General features: G+C 68.9%; 19 protein-coding genes and 1 pseudogene. 9 read left to right on the forward strand and 11 right to left on the reverse strand.

Annotated features, from left to right (window positions below; all coding sequences use genetic code 11):
* On the reverse strand, positions 1 to 971 hold a 971-nt coding region (locus J7J50_RS01500), incomplete at its 3' end, for a hypothetical protein (protein WP_215097440.1).
* 340 nt (positions 972 to 1,311) lie between these two features.
* Between J7J50_RS01500 and J7J50_RS01505 the strand changes: the two genes are divergently transcribed.
* The 5 genes and pseudogenes from J7J50_RS01505 (at position 1,312) to J7J50_RS01520 (ending at position 5,939) form a co-directional block, all read left to right on the forward strand.
* Positions 1,312 to 1,815, forward strand: a complete 504-nt coding sequence (locus tag J7J50_RS01505; RefSeq protein ID WP_215063390.1) for a spore coat U domain-containing protein — start codon at positions 1,312 to 1,314, stop codon at positions 1,813 to 1,815.
* Between the two features lie 8 nt (positions 1,816 to 1,823).
* The gene (locus tag J7J50_RS01510; RefSeq protein WP_215063388.1) at positions 1,824 to 2,582 is read left to right on the forward strand and encodes a molecular chaperone; all 759 of its coding nucleotides are present in this window, start codon (positions 1,824 to 1,826) and stop codon (positions 2,580 to 2,582) included.
* Between the two features lie 622 nt (positions 2,583 to 3,204).
* Positions 3,205 to 4,632 (forward strand): annotated as a pseudogene (locus tag J7J50_RS25065) (fimbria/pilus outer membrane usher protein); the annotation flags it as partial.
* A gap of 60 nt (positions 4,633 to 4,692) precedes the next feature.
* Positions 4,693 to 4,938, forward strand: a complete 246-nt coding sequence (locus J7J50_RS25070; protein WP_343222421.1) for a FimD/PapC C-terminal domain-containing protein — start codon at positions 4,693 to 4,695, stop codon at positions 4,936 to 4,938.
* Complete coding sequence (locus J7J50_RS01520; protein ID WP_343222415.1) at positions 4,935 to 5,939, forward strand: spore coat U domain-containing protein; 1,005 nt, start codon at positions 4,935 to 4,937, stop codon at positions 5,937 to 5,939. The genes J7J50_RS25070 and J7J50_RS01520 overlap by 4 nt, the downstream gene beginning before the upstream one ends.
* A 263-nt stretch (positions 5,940 to 6,202) precedes the next feature.
* On the opposite strand, the gene J7J50_RS01525 is transcribed toward J7J50_RS01520, so the two are convergent.
* The 7 genes from J7J50_RS01525 to J7J50_RS01555 form a co-directional block, all read right to left on the reverse strand.
* Positions 6,203 to 7,126 (reverse strand): 5'-nucleotidase, lipoprotein e(P4) family, encoded by a 924-nt coding sequence (locus tag J7J50_RS01525; RefSeq protein ID WP_215063386.1) that lies wholly within the window; start codon positions 7,124 to 7,126, stop codon positions 6,203 to 6,205.
* A 207-nt stretch (positions 7,127 to 7,333) separates the two neighbouring features.
* On the reverse strand, positions 7,334 to 8,173 hold the full coding sequence (locus tag J7J50_RS01530; RefSeq protein ID WP_215063384.1) for an alpha/beta hydrolase: 840 nt from the start codon (positions 8,171 to 8,173) through the stop codon (positions 7,334 to 7,336).
* Between the two features lie 93 nt (positions 8,174 to 8,266).
* Positions 8,267 to 8,734: a RidA family protein gene (locus J7J50_RS01535; protein ID WP_215063382.1), complete on the reverse strand. Its 468-nt coding sequence runs from the start codon at positions 8,732 to 8,734 to the stop codon at positions 8,267 to 8,269.
* Positions 8,735 to 8,829: 95 nt separating this feature from the next.
* Positions 8,830 to 9,348 (reverse strand): GNAT family protein, encoded by a 519-nt coding sequence (locus J7J50_RS01540; protein ID WP_215063380.1) that lies wholly within the window; start codon positions 9,346 to 9,348, stop codon positions 8,830 to 8,832.
* Positions 9,345 to 9,950 carry a GNAT family N-acetyltransferase gene (locus J7J50_RS01545; RefSeq protein WP_251044269.1) on the reverse strand — a complete coding sequence of 202 codons (606 nt, stop codon included), beginning with the start codon at positions 9,948 to 9,950 and terminating at the stop codon, positions 9,345 to 9,347. The genes J7J50_RS01540 and J7J50_RS01545 overlap by 4 nt, the downstream gene beginning before the upstream one ends.
* Positions 9,923 to 10,948: a DUF4272 domain-containing protein gene (locus tag J7J50_RS01550; RefSeq protein ID WP_215063378.1), complete on the reverse strand. Its 1,026-nt coding sequence runs from the start codon at positions 10,946 to 10,948 to the stop codon at positions 9,923 to 9,925. The genes J7J50_RS01545 and J7J50_RS01550 overlap by 28 nt, the downstream gene beginning before the upstream one ends.
* Before the next feature lie 479 nt (positions 10,949 to 11,427).
* Entirely contained in the window at positions 11,428 to 13,407 is a 1,980-nt protein-coding gene (locus tag J7J50_RS01555) for a UvrD-helicase domain-containing protein (protein WP_215063376.1), read from the reverse strand.
* 117 nt (positions 13,408 to 13,524) lie between these two features.
* On the opposite strand from J7J50_RS01555, the gene J7J50_RS01560 reads away from it, so the two are divergent.
* The 3 genes from J7J50_RS01560 (at position 13,525) to J7J50_RS01570 (ending at position 15,948) form a co-directional block, all read left to right on the forward strand.
* The gene (locus J7J50_RS01560; protein WP_215063374.1) at positions 13,525 to 14,280 is read left to right on the forward strand and encodes a hypothetical protein; all 756 of its coding nucleotides are present in this window, start codon (positions 13,525 to 13,527) and stop codon (positions 14,278 to 14,280) included.
* A 143-nt stretch (positions 14,281 to 14,423) separates the two neighbouring features.
* Positions 14,424 to 15,230 (forward strand): hypothetical protein, encoded by an 807-nt coding sequence (locus J7J50_RS01565; protein WP_215063371.1) that lies wholly within the window; start codon positions 14,424 to 14,426, stop codon positions 15,228 to 15,230.
* Positions 15,231 to 15,321: 91 nt separating this feature from the next.
* A complete protein-coding gene (locus J7J50_RS01570) occupies positions 15,322 to 15,948 on the forward strand; it encodes a thymidine kinase (RefSeq protein WP_215063369.1) in 627 nt (208 codons plus the stop codon).
* A 128-nt stretch (positions 15,949 to 16,076) separates the two neighbouring features.
* Here J7J50_RS01570 and J7J50_RS01575 read toward each other — a convergent pair whose 3' ends face one another.
* Positions 16,077 to 16,340 (reverse strand): nucleotidyltransferase domain-containing protein, encoded by a 264-nt coding sequence (locus J7J50_RS01575; RefSeq protein ID WP_215063366.1) that lies wholly within the window; start codon positions 16,338 to 16,340, stop codon positions 16,077 to 16,079.
* A gap of 130 nt (positions 16,341 to 16,470) precedes the next feature.
* Here J7J50_RS01575 and J7J50_RS01580 point away from each other — a divergent pair, with 130 nt between their 5' ends.
* Positions 16,471 to 16,989, forward strand: a complete 519-nt coding sequence (locus J7J50_RS01580; protein WP_215063364.1) for a GNAT family N-acetyltransferase — start codon at positions 16,471 to 16,473, stop codon at positions 16,987 to 16,989.
* Positions 16,990 to 17,179: 190 nt separating this feature from the next.
* Here J7J50_RS01580 and J7J50_RS01585 read toward each other — a convergent pair whose 3' ends face one another.
* Complete coding sequence (locus J7J50_RS01585) at positions 17,180 to 17,806, reverse strand: DUF938 domain-containing protein (RefSeq protein ID WP_215063362.1); 627 nt, start codon at positions 17,804 to 17,806, stop codon at positions 17,180 to 17,182.
* Between the two features lie 165 nt (positions 17,807 to 17,971).
* Positions 17,972 to 19,435, reverse strand: a complete 1,464-nt coding sequence (locus tag J7J50_RS01590; RefSeq protein WP_215063360.1) for an Hsp70 family protein — start codon at positions 19,433 to 19,435, stop codon at positions 17,972 to 17,974.
* Between the last annotated feature and the right edge of the window lie 162 nt (positions 19,436 to 19,597).

Genomic DNA, 19,597 nt, shown 5'->3' on the forward strand with positions numbered 1-19,597 from the left:
CCGGCGGTACTAGCGGGCGCCGCCGGCTTGGCCGCGGGCACCGGCGCGCGGCCCTGCAGCTTGGCCACCGCCGCCAGCCGCTCGGCGACCGCCGGCGAGGACGGCGCCTTGGCCGGGGCGTCGGCCTCGCGCTGGGCATGGCGCAGCACGTCGCTGAGGTACCAGCGGTCGTCGATGCGCTCGACCAGCACGTAGGCATCGACCGCTGCGCCGGCCAGTTCATAGCGAATCCGCACCCGCGCGGTGTCGCCGGTCTGCTCGGCCAGGCTGGCGTCGAGGCCGTCCAGCGCCGCATCCAGGTTGAGGCCGTAGCCGCCGAGCACCTGCTTGAGCCGCTCCACGAACGGCCCGAGCCGGCGCAGGCTGCGGTCCATGCCGGCCTTGGCGAAGGCGTCCGGCGCGGCCAGGCCGGTGGCGCGCGCGGCCGAGACCAACTGCGGAATCGCCTCCCGCGCCCGCTTCGAATCGCCCAGCGGCGCCACCTGCGCCCAATCGCTCATCACCCCGATCAACTGCGCATGGTGATCGCGCTCGGCCTCGCTGTAGTCCGGCTCGCTGCGCACGTACTGGGTCGCGAACAGGCCCAGGGTCTTGGCGGCCGAGCGCAGTTCGGCATCGGCGCCGGCGAACTGGCGGCGGTAGGTCGCCACCAGCTTGCGTTCGGCGTCCTGCTCGGCCAGCGCGGCGATGAAGCCGGGGAAGCGGTCGTCCAGCGGCAGTTCGGTCAGCGGCCAGACCGTGCGGCCCTCGCTCCAGGCGGTTTCCAATCGGGCGTGCAGGGCCGGCGGCACGGCGTGGCGAGCGTAGCCGGCCAGATCGTTGCGGCGCAGGTCGCTGGCCAGCTGGCTCACCGCCTGGGCCGGCAGGGTCGGCACGGGCTCGACCGCGGTCGGCTCGGGCCCGCACGCGGCGGCCGCCAGCAGCACGGCGGTCGTCAGCACGGCGATGCGGGCGTGTCGGATGATGGACATCGGGGCTCCCCCATTCGCGGAGGAGCATCCGCAGGCAGGCATCTTGGCCGGGCCTCCCGACCGGCACAAGCCGTCGGCTCACGCTTCCTCACTTTTGCGCCGCGAACCGACAGTAGCTGACCCGATAGGTACAGCCTGCGCCCGAATTTGTCTCGACCAAGGTTCGACCTGATTCGCAGTTTCGTCCCTGAACAGGGCAAAGAGAGCATCCCGTGATCCTCATCACCCTCTGTCCGTTTATGTCCGGATAAGGTGCGGCCTCTGGCATGTTTTATGCGTTCAAAACAGGCAAAACCGGTGACTTCCGCTAGCCAACGCGCACACGCGCAGGAGAACGATCATGCGTCCTACCCCGAGCCGTCTTTTCGTAGCCGTACTCGCCCTGGCCGCCGCCGGTCCCGCCTTCGCGGCGGTCGATACGGCCAATCTCAACGTCACCATCACCATCACCAGCATCTGCGACATCCACACCGTCGCGACGCTGCCGGTCAATTTCGGCTCGGTCTCCTCGATCGCCACCAACGTAGACCAGCAGGGCCAGCTGACCATCAACTGCACCCCGGGCACGGCGTACACCATCGCCCTGGACAACGGCCAGAACGGCACCGACGTCAACACCCGCAAGATGGCCTCCGGCGCCAATCTGGTGCCGTATCAGCTGTACCGGGCCAGCGCGCGCGGCGCCGCCGATGTCTGGGGCAGCACCACCGGCGTCGGCGGCAACGTCCTGGCCGGCAGCGGCACCGGCGCGGCGGTCGACGTGCCGGTCTACGGCCGGACCCCCAGCGCCAACTTTCCCGCTGGTACTTACAATGACCTGGTAGTCGCCACGGTCACGTACTGAATCCAGCGATGATCAGCGGCCGGCTCCCTCAGGCAGTCCGCGCCGCCACGCTCGCGCTATGCGCCGTCCTGGCGCTGGCGCTCGGGTCGGCCCCGGCCGAAGCGGCCGGGCTGCAGGTCACGCCGACTTCGCTGACGCTGCGCGCCCGCCAGCAGGCCGACGCGCTGTGGCTCAACAACACCGGCACCACGACGCTGCGCGCGCAGGTGCGGGTGTTCCGCTGGCTGCAGGAAAACGGCGTCGAGCGTTTCGAGTCCAGCCAGGGCCTGGCGATCAGCCCGCCGATGATCGAACTGGCGCCGGGCGCGCGGCAGTTGGTGCGGGTGATCCGCCTGGGCGCGCCGCCGGACAGCGAAACCAGCTATCGGTTGATCGTCGATGAGCTGCCGCCGCCGCAGGACCCGGAACAAAGCGGTCTGCAGTTCGTGCTGCGCTACTCGGTGCCGGTGTTCGTGGCGCCGGCCTCGGACGCGCCGATCCGGCCCGAGCTGCGCGCGCAGCTGAGTTTCGAAGGCGAGCGCCCGTGGCTGGCGGTCGCCAACCGCGGCGGCCAGCACGCGCAACTGGCCGATCTGACGTTCGTCGATGCGCAGGGAAGCCGTCATCCGATCGCGCCCGGCCTGCTGGGCTACGCCCTGCCCGGCCAGCGCATGCGCTGGGCCTTGCAGGCTCCGGCGGATCTGCTGCGCGGTCCGGGTACGTTCAAGGCGAGGATCAATGGCGAATCCGACGAGCAGCCCCTGGCGCTGGACCCGCCGGCTCGCTGAAGCCATGCCGGCCGGACTGCTCCTGGCATCGACGCTGGGCCATGCGGCCGAACCGCCGCCGTTGCCTGTCGCCCACGCCGATGGCTGGCAGGCGGGAGGCCACGCGGCCGCCGCCAACATGGCGGTGTACCTGGAAGTCAGCCTCAACCAGACGCCCTACGGCGCGCCGCATCCGTTCGAGCTGCGCGACGGCCGCCTCTACGCCAGCGTCGCCACGCTGCGCGCGATCGGCTTCGTGCTGGACGGCCGCGACGACGGCGAAAGCCTCGCCCCCGACAGCCTGCCCGGCGTCGCGGTGCGTTACGACGCCTCGGTCCAGCGCGTGGCGATCGATGCGCCGCTGTCGCTGTTGTCGCTGGCGACCGCACGCCTCAACACGCCCGGCGCGGACATTCCCGTCGCCAGCGCCTCGCCCGGCCTGCTGCTCAACTACGACGTCTACGCCAGCGCCGACGACCGCGGCGACAACACCACCGCCTTCGCCGAACTGCGCGCCTTCGGCCTGGGCGGCGGCGTGCTCAGCCAGACCGCGGTCACCCGCAGCTACAAGACGCAGGGCGACCCGCGCCGCACCGACTCGGTGCGATTGGACAGCAGCTGGCGCTGGTCGAAACCCGAATCGATGTTCAGCGTGACCGTGGGCGACGTGATCAGCGGCCAGCTCGACTGGACCCGGCCGCTGCGCCTGGGCGGCGTGCGCATCGGCCGCGACTTCGGCCTGCAGCCGTATCGCATCACCACGCCGCTGCCGACCTTGCTCGGCGAAGTCGCGGTGCCTTCGGCGGTGGATCTGTACGTCAACGGCATCCGCCAGTACAGCGGCGAAGTCGCGCCCGGGCCGTTCCAATTGGCGACCATTCCCGGCATCACCGGCGCCGGCAACGCGCAGCTGGTGGTCACCGATGCCTTCGGCCGCACGCGCACGCTCGACTTCCCGTTCTATGCCGCGCAACAACTGCTGGCCAAGGGCCTGTCGGACTGGTCGCTGAGCGTCGGCCTGGCGCGCGAAGACTATGCGGTGCGTTCGTTCTCTTACGGCAACGAGCCCTTGCTCAGCGGCGATCTGCGTTACGGCGTCAGCGACCGCTTCACCGTCGAAGCGCACGGCGAAGGCGGCGACGGCGTGGTCAATGCCGGCGCCGGCGGCGTGTGGCTGCTCGGCCGGGCCGGCGTGGTCAGCGCCTCGCTCGCGCACGGGCGCGACGGCGGCGACAGCGGCTGGCTGTAGGCGGCGGCCTACAACTGGAGCAACGGCCGCTTCAATTTCTCCGCCGACACGCAACGCACGCACGGCGATTACCGCGACATCGCCTCGCGTTACGGCCTGGGCGCGCCGCGCGTCAGCGAACGCGCGGTGATCAGCTGGAGCGACTCGCGCCTGGGCAGCCTGGGCCTGAGCTACGTGCGCTTGCTCTATCGTGGCGAAACGCCGGCGCGCTACGCCAGCGCGACCTGGAGCCGCAGCTTCGGCGGCCGCGCCGCGCTGAGCCTGTCCTACAACCAGAATCTGGACCGCGACGAAGACCGCAACGTGTTCCTGGGTTTCAGCCTGAACCTGGAAGACCGCGACCATCGCAGCACCCAACTCAACGTGTCGGTGCAGCGCGCGCGCGATCTCGACCAGGGCGTGGTCGAGCTGACCCGTCCGATCCCCGGCGACGGCGGTTTCGGCTGGCGCCTGCAAGCGCGCGGCGGCGACGGCGAGGAAGGCGGACTGGCCGAAGCGGGCTGGCTGACCGAAACCGGCCGCTACAACCTCGGACTGGCCCGCCAGGGCGACAACGACTACGGCTACGCCAGCGCCAGCGGCGCGCTGGTGTGGATGGGCGGCCACGTGTTCGCCTCGCGCAACGTCAGCGACGCGTTCGCGGTGGTGTCCACCGGCGTGGCCGGCGTGCCGGTGCTGCTGGAAAACCGGCCTTACGGCCGCACCGATCGCGACGGCATGCTGCTGGTGACGCCGCTCAACGCCTGGCAACGCAATCGCATCGGCATCGATCCGATGGAACTGCCGTCCGATACCAAACTCGATGAGGTCGAAACCCAAGCCACGCCGAAGGATCGTTCGGGCACGCTGGTGCGTTTCTCGATCCAGAAGATCCGCGCGGCGGTGCTGATCCTGCACGACGCCGCCGGCCAGGCGCTGCCCGTCGGCACGCGCGTGCACGGCCCCGGCGGTACCGATGCGGTGGTGGGCTACGACGGCGAGGTCTATCTGGAATCGCTGCAGGACCACAACGATCTGCGCATCGATACGCCGGCCGGTGCGTGCCGCGTGCGTTTCGATTATCCGGCGCACGCGCAGGGCATCGCCCGCATCGGTCCGCTGTCGTGCGCCGCGCAGGTGTCGCCGTGAGCCGTTGGCTGCTCGTACTGATCGTGGGCTTGCTGCTGGTCTGGCAACCGGCGCGCGCCACCACCACCTGCACCGCGAGCATGACCAACCTGACCTTCCCGGCCACCACCGGCGCGATCAGCGACGCCACCGCCACGCTCACCGTGACCTGCACGACCGGCGCGCTGTCGCTGCTGGCGCGTGCGCGCGTCAACATGTGCGTGAGCATCTTCAGCGGCACCGACGGCGGCGGCACGCTGGCGCCGCGGCGCATGATCAACAGCTTCAACGATCCGCTGCAGATGCAGTTCTACACCGACGCCGCGCGCAGTTCGATCTGGGGCGCGCGCGGCGACGCCACCGTGCCCAATTTCCTGCCGCTGCAATTCGATTACGACGTGTTGCTGATCGGCGGCAGCCAGACCCTCACCGCGACCTTGTACGGCCGCATCCCCGCGCAGACCGCGCTCAACGCCGGCACGTACACCAACCGTTTCACCGCCGCCGCCGACACGCGCATCGAGTTCCGTTACGCCGAACAGCTGCTCGGCACTCCGCCGATGCCGGCCTCGTGCACCAGCGGCGGCAGCGCCGGCACGCCCAGCTCGTTTCCGTTCACCGCCAACGGCTCGGTGCCCAACACCTGCACGCTCACGCCCAAGCCGGTGCCCGACCTCGCTTTCGGCAACGTGCCGGGCCTGATCACCTCCAACGTCGATCGCACCACCGACATCGGCCTGGTCTGCACCGGCCGCACCGCCTGGCAGATCGGCTTGAACAACGGCCTCAACGCCAGCGGCGCCATCCGCCGCATGCGCAACGCCGGCGGCCAGTTCGTCACCTACGAGCTATACCGCAACAGCGGCCGCACCCTGCGCTGGGGCAACACCCTCGGCACCGACACCCAGACCGGCACCGGAACCGGCACCGCGCAATCGCAGACCGTATTCGGCCGCGTCGCGCCGCAGACGCCGAACGTGGGCAGTTACAGCGATACGATTACGGTGACTGTGACGTATTGAGCGCGTTGCTTCGGAGGCCCGCGGGTCGCGACGGATTCGCGCAGCAGCGCGCAGCTCCCACCTCGAACACAAAAAGAAAAGGAGGCCGAAGCCTCCTTGCAAATCGGCTTGCGCCGATAGATTTCGAGTTGTGGCATGGCCCCGGCTGGCACCGGGATGGCGGCAGCCTAACGCCGCACTAAAGTTAATGCAACACCTGAAGTATTGCGATGTAACTTATTGATTATAAATAACTGCAAATCGCTCCGACGGCTGAGATGGGCTCAGGGCGCCACATCCAGCGCGGCGCGCTTGGCCTGCCGGCGCGCTTCGCGCGGCTGGCTGTAATCGTTGTTGAAGGTCATCGCCTCCCACGAGCCGTAGCTCGGGTTCGGCAGCATCCACCAGCGTTCGCCGAACCAGTCGTGGTACTGGCTCAGCAGCGCGTCGCGGCCTTCGGGCGTGTTCGCCACGACCTGGACGAAATCGCCGATCTGGTCGCCGAACTGCATCAGCACGCGGTACTGCTTGCCCGCCAGCAGGCGCCGGCAATTCTTCTCGCTGCCGTTCTGCTCGCAGCCTTCGACCACCGTGCCCAGGCCGAGGAAGACCGAGTCGTCGGCGACCGGCAGGCCGGCGCTGCGCAGGTTGGCCAAGGTCGCGTCCTTCAGGTGCACGGCGCGGTTGGACAGGTACAGCACGGTGATGCCCTTGGCCTGCGCGGCCTTGGCGAAATCGACCACGCCCGGCAGCGGCTTGGCCTTTTTCTCCGCGACCCAGGCGTCCCAGGTGACTTCGTCGTATTCCTTACCGTCGCGCACCAGCCGCGCCTGATACGGCGAGTTGTCGAGCACGGTTTCGTCCACGTCCATCACCACCGCCGGCTTGAGGCCCTTGGCCGAATTGCCGCGTTCTTCCGGCACCAGCGCGTCCCAGTTGGGCTGCTTGAGCGCGACCTCGAGCTTGTCCGCGGCGGCGCGGTAAATGGTTTCGGTGCTGGCGCGGTACTCGACCGAGCGCTGCATCCACAGCACCGCGTTGAGGTTGTCGTCGGCCCCGTCGCCGGTCTTGGCCGCGGCCGGCGCGGCCGCGGGCTTGGCCTCGGCGACGGGCGCGGCGGCATCGGCGGGCCGGCCCGGCTGGGGCTTGCAGGCGCTCAGCGCGAGCGCGCAGGCCAGGGCGGTCAGAGGCAGGGCGCGGATCTGCATGCGCGATGGGTCCGTGGGAAAGGCAGGGAGTGTAGGCCCGGGCGCGAAACCCTGTCGATTCCCAGCCGATCGTCGGCACGCTCGGGCTTCTCGACCATCGGCCAGATGCTGCCCGATACCCGAGACGGCCGATGGATCTGCGGGAGTGAATTCTGGCGAAGGGCGCTCGCAAGAATCGATGCAAGCCGACGGCCCGCGCGTGTCGGCTCAAGCGGTATGCGCGACGATCGCCTCGGTCATCGCCGCCCAATCCGCCGGATGCAAATCGTGTCCGCCGCCTTCCACGCGCAGCAATTTCGCGCCGTTCACCGCCGCCACCAGCGCTTCGGCGTGGCCGATCGGGAAGATCGGGTCCGAGCTGCCGTGGATCGCCAGCACCGGCATTTTCAGTTCGCGCACGTGGCGGAACTGGGTGTCGTCGCCGTCCACCAGCACGAAATGATTGGTCGCGCTGGCGAAGTTGCGCGCGCGCGCGATGTCGCCGCGAACGAACTCCCTGGCCGCGGCGGCATCGTGCGGATGCCGGATCGAGGCGACGGCGGCGACGTCGCGGCTCACGTAATCCAGGGCCGCGGCCGGATCGGACCAATTCACCGACTCGCCGTTTTCGCAGTGTTCGGCGTAGGCCGCGTCCATCGGTGGCAGGCCGTCGAGGCCCAGCGGCGAGGTGCCGACCAGGCACAGGCTGAGAACGCGCTCGGGATGCGCCAGCGCCGCGCGCTGAACCACCATCCCGCCCATCGACATGCCGACCAGATGGATCGCATCGAAACCGTAAACGTCGGCGATGAGGAACACGTCCTCGGCCAGATCCAACATGCCGTAGTTCGGCTCGCCGGGCGGGCAGTTCGTGGACAGGCCGGTGTCGCGCTGGTCGTAGCGGATCACGTAGCGTCCGCTGCGCGCCAGCGCTTCGCAGAAGCCCTGTGGCCACCACAGCATCGACGCCATCATCCCCATCACCAGCAGCACCGGCGGATGCGCGGGATCGCCGAAGGCCTGCGTGTGAAGCTCGACGTGCTCGCTGCTGATAATTCTAAGCGTCATTACCCATTCCTGTGATCGTACAGTCGGGGGAATGTCAGCCTCATGCACCGAATAAGCAATAGCCGCGTGCAGGCAACGGTTGGATATCGGTGCTTATTTGTCTTTGCGTGGCGAATGGGCGATGCATTCGAGCTCGATCTTCGCCCCCAACGCCAGGCCCGACGCCGCCAACGCGCTGCGCGCCGGGAACGGCGCGCTGAAATGCTTGCGATAGACTTCGTTGAACGCCGGCCAGTCGCCGATGTCGGCCAGGAACACCGTGCACTTGACGACATCGCGCATCGATGCGCCGTGGCGTTGCAGCACCTCGCGCACATTGTTCAAGGTCTGCTCGGCTTCGCCGCGGATACCGCCCTGCGCCAAGGCGTTGTTCTTGCCCGGCACGGTGCCGATCTGGCCCGACAGGAACAGCAGATCGCCGCTGCGCACCGCTTCGGAGAACGGCAGCTGAGTCATGCCCGGGTCGGGCGAATTCAGGAACTCGGGCTTGTTCGCCGCGCCGGCGAAGGCGGCATTCGCAAGCAGCAGGCACAGCAGCGGAAGCGATCGGACCAGGCGCATGGCAATCTCCGTCTTCGACGATGAAGTGCCGCGATCATCGACCCGGCCCGCTGCGCTGGCAAGGACGCAGCGCTCAGTGCCGGCAGCGGACGGCCTCAGCCGGCTTCGCGCCGATAGCGCCAGAAGTCGCGCGGCTGCCCGTCCACCACGCGCAGGGCGCGCATCAGTTCGACCGGCTGGAAGCCGCTTTTCTCCAGCACGCGCATGCTCGCCGCGTTGCTGTCGAGCGCGTAGGCATCGATGCGCGCATAGTCGCGCTCGGCGAACGCCCATTGCGCGACCGCGTCGCAGGCTTCGCTGGCGATGCCCAAACCCCAATGCGCCGGATGCAGGTTGTAGGCGATCTCGCCGCCGCGCGGCGCGGTCCAGACGGTGTGGAAGCCGACCGTGCCGATCAGTTCGTCCAGGTCGTCGACGATCGCGAACAGCGCGGCGGCGTCGGGATTGAACGGATTCGACGCGGCGATCTGCGGATACAGGACTTGCAGGCCGTCGAGCGTCCAGCTGGTGTGTTCGACCGCGCCCGGCATCGACAGGTAGTCGAACCACGCCGGCGCATCGCTCATCGCGATCGGCCGCAGGTGCAGGCCGACGCGATGCAGCTGCGGCATCATGCCGGCGCGGCGGCGGCCGGCACCGGCGCGATCTGCAGCGAGACCTGCTTGGCGCCGTCGGCCACCCACTGGGTGCCGACTTCGCCGAAGCCATAGCGCGCGTGGAAGCGGCTGGACACTTCGTTGAAGGGCACGATGTAGAACTCGCAGGCGATCTGCGCGAAGCCGCGCTCGCGCGCGAACGCGAACAGGTCGTCGTAGAGCAGTCCGCCGAGTTTGCGGCCGCGATGGCTGGCGGCCACGGCGATGCGATCGACGTACAGAAACCGCGGATAGTGCCGGGCGAACCAGACGTAGTTGGGGCTGTCGTAGTCGGCGCCTTCGCGCAACGCGAGCAGGAAGGCGACGATGTCGTCGCCGTCGCAGGCGACGCGGTGATAGACCGATTCGCGATCGAGCGCGGCCAGGCGCCGCGCGTCGAGCGGGCTCATCAGCGCTTCGGATTCCAGGTTCAGCGCGAGGACCGCCGGATAGTCGGCGGCGGTGACGTTGCGAAGGCTCAGGCTCATGCCGGAAGTATGCGCGAATCCGCCGATCGCGGCGGCGTCGCGGCCCGAGCCGCGCGCCACGGCGCTCAGGTCGGCGTGCCGACTTCGTCCCAATCCTGTTCGTCGAAGCGCAGCAGCCAGTTCAAGGCGTAGTGGCGTTCGTAGACGACGCTCGGATGCAGGCCGATCGACGGATCGCGCTCGTCCAGGCGCGCCTGCCGCACCAGCCAGTGGCGCCGGTACACGGCGTCGAGCGCGTCGAGCAACTCCGCCACCGGCCGCAGCCGCGCGCTCGCGATCGATGCCTCATCGGCGTGCTCGATCGCCACCCGCGCGATCGCGCCGGCATCGCAGATCGCGGTCGGCGGCGGCAGCGCGTCGCTCAGGCCCAGCGCCCATTGCAGCAGCGCCGCGCTTTCGTAGCGCCAGCCGTGATTGGCCCAGGTTTCCTCGTCGGGCGCGTCGGTGTCGATGAAGGCGCGCTCGGCCGGGGTCAGCGCGGCGACGCCGGGGCCGAGCTTGGCCTGGATGTCGTCCACCGACAGCGGCTGCGAACTCAGCGATTCGGCGCGCACCGCGACCGCGCACAGCGCGAGCATGCGGCGCATGGTTTCCTGCGCCGAACGCAGGCGCACCTCGCCTTCGCCGAGCACCGGCGGCAGGTGCGCGGGCGGCTGCGCGCCCAGTAGCTTGAGTTCGGCCTCGCTGCGCTGCTTGCGTTCGCGCGCGTCGGGCGGATACGGCAGGGTGGCGTCGGCTTCGACCGCGGGCTCGCCGCGGCTGACCAGGACGTTGCCGGCGGCGTCGCGCACGCTGCCGTCGGGCAGGAAGCACAGCACGTTGGCGGCCTCGCCCCAGGCGGCGAGCGCGTCGAAATCGCGGTCTTCGACTTCGAAGCTGTAGTGGGTCTGCACGCGCTGCAGGTGGCGCAGCACGCCGAAGGTGCGCGCGTCCATGCCTTCGGTGACGGTGCTCAGCACGTAGCCGACGAAGCCTTGCAGATGCGGCACCAGTTCCGGATCGCTGCGATCGCGGCGGGACGGCGTGGCGCGCAGGAATTCCGGCGGCGGCGGCGAGGCGAGCGTGGAGTAGGCGTTGATCAGCAGGGACATGGCGTTGCGCGATCGGGGGACGTGGGGCAAGCCTAGCCGATTCGGGCGGCGGGGTCGTGGCGAGGGGTTGGGGTTTGCGTTGGCTGTGGGGCAAATCCCCCGGCGCAGAAAGTGATGTCGCTTGCTTGCGGCTGCGCAGGCGCCAGCCCCCTTTTGCAAAGGGGGCGCATTGTCTGGGAGTGTTGCGGCGCTGGCTGTGGGGGCAAATCCCCCGGCGCAGAAAGTGATGTCGCTTGCTTGCGGCTGCGCAGGCGCCAGCCCCCTTTTGCAAAGGGGGCGCATTGTCTGGGGGTGTTGCGGCGCTGGCTGTGGGGCCAAATCCCCGGCGCAGAAAGTGATGTCGCTTGCTTGCGGCTGCGCAGGCGCCAGTCCCTTTTTGCAAAGGGGGCGCATTGTCTGTGGGTGTCGTTGCGAGAACGCTGTTGCTGTTCCCCCCTTTGAAAAAGGGGGGCAGGGGGGATTCGCTTTGGCTCCCCGCCCTACCCTTCCAACAACGCCTTGATCGCCGCGAACCCCGCCGCAGCCCGCTCATGCTTGCGCGCCGCATCGGCCACCGGATCGGCGCCGTCGCGCTGCAATTCCGCCGCCGGCAGTTCGTCGATGAAACGGCTCGGCTTGAGCCGGATGCGCTCGCCCCAGCGCTGCGTCTCGCGCGAATGCGACAGATACAGCGCTTCCTTGGCGCGGGTGATGCCCACGTACATCAGCCGGCGCTCTTCGTCCAAACGGCCTTCGTCGAGACTGGCGTCGTGCGGCAGGTTGCCGTCTTCCACGCCGACGATAAACACATATCGGTATTCCAGCCCCTTCGCCGCATGCAGGCTCATCAGCCGCACCTGGTTGCCGGCCTCGCCCTTGTCGGCATGCGACAGCAGCGCCAGCTGCGCGGCCAGTTCGCCCGGGCCCGAGCCCTTGCCGCCGTCGAACCAACCCGACAGCTCGGCCAGGTTTTCCTTGCGCCGCTGATAACTGGCTTCGTCCTTGCACTGCGCGCGGATCGAAGCGAGCAGACCGCTGCGCTCGGCCAGCACGTCCACCAGCTCGGCCGGGCTGATGCGCTGGGCCTCTTCGCGCAGCGAACGCACGATCTGCACGAAGCCATCCAGCGCATTGCCGGCGCGCGGCGTGAGTTGCTTGATCGCGTTGATCGACTCGGCCATGCGCGACATCGGCAGATGCGCGTGCTGGGCCATTTCCGCCAGCTTGGCCAGCGTGGTGGCGCCGATCTCGCGCTTGGGCGAGGTCACCGCGCGCAGGAACGCGGCATCGTCGTCGGGGTTGGCGATCAGGCGCAGCCACGACAGCGCGTCCTTGACCTCGTGCCGCTCCAGGAACGCGGTGCCGCCGCTGAGGTGATACGGCACGCGCAGCAACTGCAGGGCTTTTTCCAGCACGCGGCTTTGATGATTGCCGCGGAACAGGATGCAGAAATCCAGCCACGGCGCTTCGTTCTTCTGCGCCAGGAACTGGATTTCGCTGGCGACTTTTTCCGCTTCGTGCGCGCTGTCGCGGCATTCCCACACGCGGATGCGTTCGCCGTCGGCCTGGTCGCTCCACAGCGTCTTGGGATGCTCGTGCGGGTTGTTGGCGATCAGCGCGTTGGCCGCGCGCAGGACGCGGTTGCTGCAACGGTAGTTCTGTTCGAGCTTGACGATCTGCAGGCTCGGATAGTCCTTGCCCAGCTCCAGCAGATTGTCCGGATTGGCGCCGCGCCAGGCGTAGATCGACTGGTCGTCGTCGCCCACGCAGGTGAACAACCCGCGCGGGCCGGCGATGGCCTTGAGCAGGCGGTACTGGGCGTCGTTGGTGTCCTGGCACTCGTCCACCAGCAGATAGCCGATGCGCTCGCGCCAGGCCAGCTGGACCTCGCTGTCGGCTTCCAGCAATTGCACCGGCAGGCGGATCAGGTCGTCGAAATCCACCGCGTTGAAGGTGGTCAGGCGCGCCTGGTACATCTCGTACATGGTCGCCGCCTCGATCTCGCGCGGGCTGCGCGATTGCGCCAGCGCCTGCTGCGGCGACAGGCCGGCGTTCTTCGCGCGCGAGATCAGGTTGCGCATGTCGTCGAGCACGTCGGGCTTGGTGCCGGCCGGCAGCAGGTCCTTGATCTGGGCGTTGCTGTCGTCGCTGTCGAACACGCTGAAGCCGCGGCGCAGGCCGAGCTTGGCGTGCTCGATCTGCAGGAACTTCAAACCCAGCGCGTGGAAGGTGCAGATGGTCAGGCCGTCGGCGGCGTCGCCGCGGATGCGCTTGGCCACGCGTTCGCGCATTTCCTTCGCGGATTTGTTCGTGAAGGTGATCGCGGCGATGCGCTTGGCCGGCATCCGGCCCGAGGCGATCAGGTGGGCGATCTTCTCGACGATCACGCGGGTCTTGCCGCTGCCCGCGCCGGCGAGCACGAGCAAGGGGCCATCGGTGTGCAGGACGGCGGCGCGTTGGGGGGGATTGAGGCCGTGCATGGAAAACTGAGTCGTCGGCGGGGCCGGTGCGGCCGGACAGTCTAACCGCCACGCCGCCGTAGCTGGGGTAAGCTGGGCGAGCAGCGCCCGGACGGTGCCGGGCGGTCGGAGCGGGCCATGAAAACGGGTTTCGTACTGATGCTCATCGGGGCCGGCGCCTGCGCCGCGCCGTGCGTCCACGCCAGCGCGCCGCAGGCCGCCACGACCGCGGAGCAACTGGCCACGGCCGAGACCGACCATATCCATCTGCAGGAATTCGACGCGCGCCAGCGCTTCGCCGCCAACCATCCCAACGAGTTGCACCGGCTGTACGGCTCGGAAGCCGCCGGCAAGGGCCAGTGGGGCGACGCCGCGGTGCAGTTCCGCCGCGCCGCGCGCTATGCCGACAAGTATTCGCAGCACCGGCTGAGCCTGATGTACTGGCACGGCCTGGGCGTGCCCAAGGACTCCGCGCTGGCCTATGCCTGGGCCGATCTGGCGGCCGAGCGCCTGTATCCGCAGTTCGTGCTGATCCGGGAAAAGATGTGGCAGGACATGGACGAAGCGCAACGCGCGCGCGCCCTGCGCGAAGGCGGCGCGCTGTTCGACGAATACGCCGACGCGGTCGCCAAGCCGCGCTTCGAACGCGCCGTGGCCCGCGCCCGCGCCAACATGACCGGCAGCCGCGCCGGCGCCACCAGCGGCGAGCTGACGGTGTTCGCCACGCGCGACGGCGATTTGAAGGGATCGAACTTCATCGATCTCAAGCCGATGTACGCCGGCTGGCGCCTGGACCCCAAGCGCTACTGGGCGGTGGAGGACGTGGTCTGGCAACAAAGCGGCAACGTCGAGGTCGGGCCGCTGGATACCCTGATCGACCGGGGCCGCCCTTAAGCCGCGTCCGGCGCCTGAACAGGGCAGCGGAAAGTCGCGCGGATCGCGCAGGTTTCCCCCGCCCGAAGTCAGGCGCGAAGCCGCGCGCGCTGCTACCCTCGCCGCAAACGCGCCGACAGCGCATTCCACGGAGAGACAACGCCATGACGGCACCGCATCGCCATTCGATATCCCTCTTGCTCGCGGCCGCGCTGGCCGCCGCCTGCGTCGGCGCGCATGGCCAAAGCGCCACGCCGGCCGGCTCGGACCCGGCCGAAGACCCGTTCATGGCCGAAGTCGGCTACATGGAACTGCATCCGGACGTGGAGTACCGCCAGCTCGCCATGCAGTCGCACCGTCGCGGCCACTACCAGACCGCGTTGGAACATTTCCGCCGCGCCGGCTTCTTCGGCGACAAGCCCTCGCAGGGCCTGGCCGCGGAGATGTACTGGAAGGGCGAAGGCACACCGGTCGATCGCGCGCTCGCCTATGTGTGGATGGACATGGCCGCCGAGCGCGGCTACCGCGACCTGGTCTCGCTGCGCGAGCGCTATTGGGCGGCGATGACGCCCGAGGAGCGCAAGCGCGCGCTCGAACTGGGCCCGGCGCTGTACAAGATCTACGGCGACCCGACGGTAAAGCCGCGTTACGAGCGCCGGCTCACGCGCCTGCGCAACCAGATCACCGGCAGCCACATCGGCGTGGACGTCGGCGTCGGCGCGAGCGCCGGCAACGAGGGCATGTTCCAGGAACAGAGCAAGGTCGGCGGCCTCTACGCCCGCGCCAACTGGGACGCCAAGCAGTACTGGATCCGCCAGGACACGTTCTGGCAGCGGCGCTTCGGCGGCACGGTCAACGTCGGCGACATCGAGACCCTGAGCCAGGGCGAGCCGGGCGCGGAAAAACTCCAGCCCGCGCCCGAAGCGGAAGCGAAGCCCGCGCCGAAGCCGGCACCCGAACCGACGCCCTGACCCGGCGCGGCGACGGGCGCGCCGCGCCCGTAACGCAATCGTCGCGGCGTCAAGTCTGTAGCGCCGCGCCCGCGCGGCCTACACTTCGTCCATGGCCAAGCTCTATTTCTATTATTCGGCGATGAACGCCGGCAAGACCACGACGCTGCTGCAGTCGGCGCACAACTATCAGGAGCGCGGCATGCGCGTGGCGATCCTGACCCCGCGCCTGGACGATCGCGCCGGCGCCGGCACGGTCGCCTCGCGCATCGGCCTGCGCGCCGACGCAGTCGCCTTCGATCGCGACGCCGACCTGGAAACGCTGATCCGCGCCGACATCGCCGCGCGCGGCGCGCTGCATTGCGTGCTGGTGGACGAGGCCCAGTTCATGAGCCGTTCGCAGGTGTGGCAGCTCAGCGAAATCGTCGACAACTTGCGCATCCCGGTGCTGTGCTACGGCCTGCGCACGGATTTTCGCGGCGAGTTGTTCGAAGGCAGCCAATACCTGCTGGCCTGGGCCGATGAGCTGACCGAGATCAAGACCATCTGCCATTCCGGCAAGAAAGCGACCATGACCGTGCGCGTGGACGAAGCCGGCCGCGCGGTCCAGGACGGGCCGCAGGTGGAGATCGGCGGCAACGACCGCTACGTCTCGGTGTCGCGCGCGGAATACAAGAAGGTCATGCGCGGCGAAGGGACGATCGAGCCGTTGCAGCAGAACCTGCCGCTGTCGAACTGAGAGCCTCGCCCGCTTTTGTAGGAGGGGCTTCAGCCCCGATGCTTTTCTCTCAGATCGCCGCTTGCCAGTCAGGCCTGGCCTGAGACAAAAGCATCGGGGCTGAAGCCCCTCCTACAAAAGACCTCGGGCTACGCCAATGCCGAGCGGAAGAATTCGTCCAATCGCTCGCCGCGCCCCGTGCCGGCCGGCAACTGCGGCTGCAAGGCCTGCATGCGCTCGATCTGCGCTTCGAGAAAATCGCTGATCGCCGCGATCCGCGGCCCGGCCGCGACTTCGGCGCTGAGGCGCTTGCGCACCAGCAACGCGTCGATCGACGCCAACGCGTCGAGCACCGCCCGGCGCTTGGCGTCGGACACCGGGGGGATGTCGTGCGGATGGGCGGGGTCGGACATGGCGGCGATGCGTGTTCGGGGCCGACAGTGTAGCGGCACGGCGCCGCTTCATTCCCGCCTCACCCGGGGCCGTCATTGTCCGCGCTCGCTGTCGTATCGTTGCCGACACCGCCCATCGACCGATCCGCCCATGCCGCCGATACAGACCGAACGCCTCGTGCTCAACGAACTCACCGCCGACGACGCCGGCTTCATTCTCGAACTGCTCAACGAGCCGTCCTTCATCGACAACATCGGCGACCGCGGCGTGCGCGACCTGGACGGCGCGGTGCGCTACATCCTCGACGGCCCGGTGCAAAGCTACGCGCGCAACGGCTACGGCCTGTGGCGGGTGGACCTGCGCGACAGCGGCGAAGCGATCGGCATGTGCGGCCTGCTCAAGCGCGACACCCTGCCCGATCCCGACCTGGGCTACGCCTTCCTGCCGCGGCACTGGTCGCGCGGCTACGCGGTCGAATCCGGCACGGCGGTGCTGCGGCACGCGCGCGGTGCGCTGGAGTTGCCGCGGGTGCTGGCGATCACCGACCCCGACAACCAGTCCTCGATCAAGGTGCTGGAACGGTTGGGCCTGCGCTTCGAAGGCATGGTGCGCATCGGCGAAGAAGACCTGCGCCTGTTCTCGACCGCGCCCGCCGATGCGCCGGTTTAGCGGCTCCTAGCTGGTCTGGAAGATGTACGGCCGCGCTCGCGGCACGGTGCCGTTGAACGGACCGGCGATCTCGCCGGCGGCGAAGTCTTTTGTGGGAGGGGCTTCAGCCCCGATGCTTTCCGCTCAGTCGAGGTCAGACAACGGCAATCTGAGCGAAAAGCATCGGGGCTGAAGCCCCTCCCACAAAAGACTACGCAGCCCTGCGCCAAACCAGACAGCGATTGTTCGCCGGCATCGCCACATCATCGATCAGGCGCAAACCAATGCCGGCCGCCAGCGCATTCACCGCTTCGAAATCACGTACGCCCGACACCGGATCGCGCGCTTTCAGCCAGGCATCGAATTCGCGATTGCTGTCGCTGCTGAACTGCCCGCCGTAGTTGAACGGCCCGTAGATCGCGACCGTCGCCTCGGCCGCCAGCGCCGTGTCCAACCCGGCGAAAAATCCCTCGACCTGCGGCCAGCCCATGATGTGCAGGGTGTTGGCGCTGAACGCCGCGTCGAAACCGGATGCGTCCGTGGCCGACACCGGCGCCGGCATGAATCCCGCGGCCGGCGCCGCCACCGCTTCCAGTTCCAGCGGCGGCGGCGTATTCGCCAGCGCCGCTTCCTCCAGCCACAGTTCGATACCGGGCAAGTACTCGGCGCGATCCGCGCATTGCCAGCTCAGCCACGGCATCGCCGCGGCGAAATGCACCGCGTGCTGGCCGGTGCCGCTGCCGATCTCCAGCACCTTGCGGCGATCGGCGAAGCGCTCGCGCAACACCGCCAGGATCGGGTCGCGATTGCGCTCGCATGAGGGCGAATAGGGTTTCATCGCGCGGTGGGCTCCTGTGAGTGGCTGCTCGAACCGGCGTATCGTCGGTGCGCGACGCGGGCTAAATCAAGCCGGACTGACAAAACCTCAGTCGCCCTCTCCGACGAGCGAGAGAGGGGCTCAATCGACGCTATCAGATAGTTTTGTCGCAGCCCCCAACCCAGCTCAAGCCGCCTGCGCCGCCGCGAACGCCAGACCCGAGACCACGCCCAGCGACGGATCGCCCGCCACCAGCCGCGCCTGCGGGAAACAACGCTGCACCGCCTCGCGCACGTACGGCGCGCGCGACATGCCGCCGGTCAGGAACACCGCGCTCGGCGCCTCGCCCAGGCGCGCGTCGATCTCGGCGGCAACCTCGCGCAGCAAGTCGGACACGAAGCCCAGGAACGGCCCGGCCGATTCGCCCAGGTCGCGCGCGCTGGTCGCCAGCGCCAGGCCCGGCTCGATATAACCCAGCTCGGCGCGATGGTCGTCGCGCGTGCTTAATTCGATCTTGGCCGATTCCACCGCGCGGCTCAGGCGCGTGGTGTTGCCCGGCTGCTGCAGCGCGATCAGGCGCGGGCCGAACGGCTCGGCGACTTCGCGGTAGGCGTCGCGGCGCTGGAAATCGCGCTGGCGCATCACGTCGTGCACGGTCGCGGCCTCGACGAAATGATGCGCCGGCACCCGCGTCACCGCCTTGCCGAACAGCGGCATGAAGCGCGACAGGCTCAGCGACAAATCCACGTCGACGCCGCCGCGCGCGATGCCCCATGAGCCCAGCACGACCGGCGCGTCCGCGCCGCCGACTTCGGCCAGAGTGATGTCGGTGGTGCCGCCGCCGATGTCCACCACCAGGGTGCGGTGCCGCTGCGCGCTCTGGGCGTGATAGCCCAGCGCCGCGGCGACCGGTTCTTCGAGAAAGCTGACCTCGTCGAAACCGGCGCCGGCCGCGGCCTCGGTCAGGATCGCCAGCGCCTGATCGCCGCCGGCATCGCCCATCGAGCTGCGGAACTGCACCGGCCGGCCGAGCACGGCCGAGCGCACGTTGACGCCGAGCTGCTGGCTGGCGCTCAGGCGGATGTGTTCGAGGATGTAGCCGGCGATGCCGACGATGGTCTGGCGCACGTGCGGCGCCAGTTGGTAGCCCAGCATCGACTTGGGCGACTGCACCAGATTGCCGAAGCCTTCCGTCAGGTAGGCCTCGACCGCGTCCTCGCCGTAGACCGCGTTCTGCAGCGAGGCCGCCGAGGCGCGCGCTTCGCGCACCTGTTCTTCCAGCCATTGCCGGCGCACGGCGCGCACGGCGTCGCGGCGCAGGTCGGTCTCCGAACGCGGCGCGGGCGTGGCGATCAAGGCCAGCGCCGCCTCGCGCTGATCGGCGGGCAGGCGCGCGGCCTGTTCGCGGCGCGCGGCCTGGGCCTCGTTGGCGGCGCGGGTGTGCTGGGCGCGGGCGCTGCGCACCAGGGCATCGACCTGGGCTTCGAGCGCGTCGGTCAGCTCGAACTGGCTCGGATCGGGCACCGCCTCGGGGAAGTACACGGTGGTGCGGAACTGCTGTTCCTCGCCGAAGCGCACGGTGCGCACGCGGCCGTCGATCACCGCGGCGGCGGCGGAATAGCTGGTGCCGAAATCGATGCCGATCTTCATGACGCCGGGTCTGGTTCGCGGCGCGCAAGAATACTCGCTGCGGGGCGATGCGACCTGAATTTCCGTCGCCCGCGGGCGCTTGCGCCGCCCAGCCCGCCGCCCGTGCCTTCGCGGACCATGCGCGAAAGCAGACTCGGCAAAGCCGATTCCCGATTCCCGATT

The sequence above is a fragment of the Lysobacter sp. ISL-50 genome (assembly GCF_018612875.1).
In the GTDB taxonomy this organism is placed as follows: Bacteria; Pseudomonadota; Gammaproteobacteria; order Xanthomonadales; family Xanthomonadaceae; genus Lysobacter.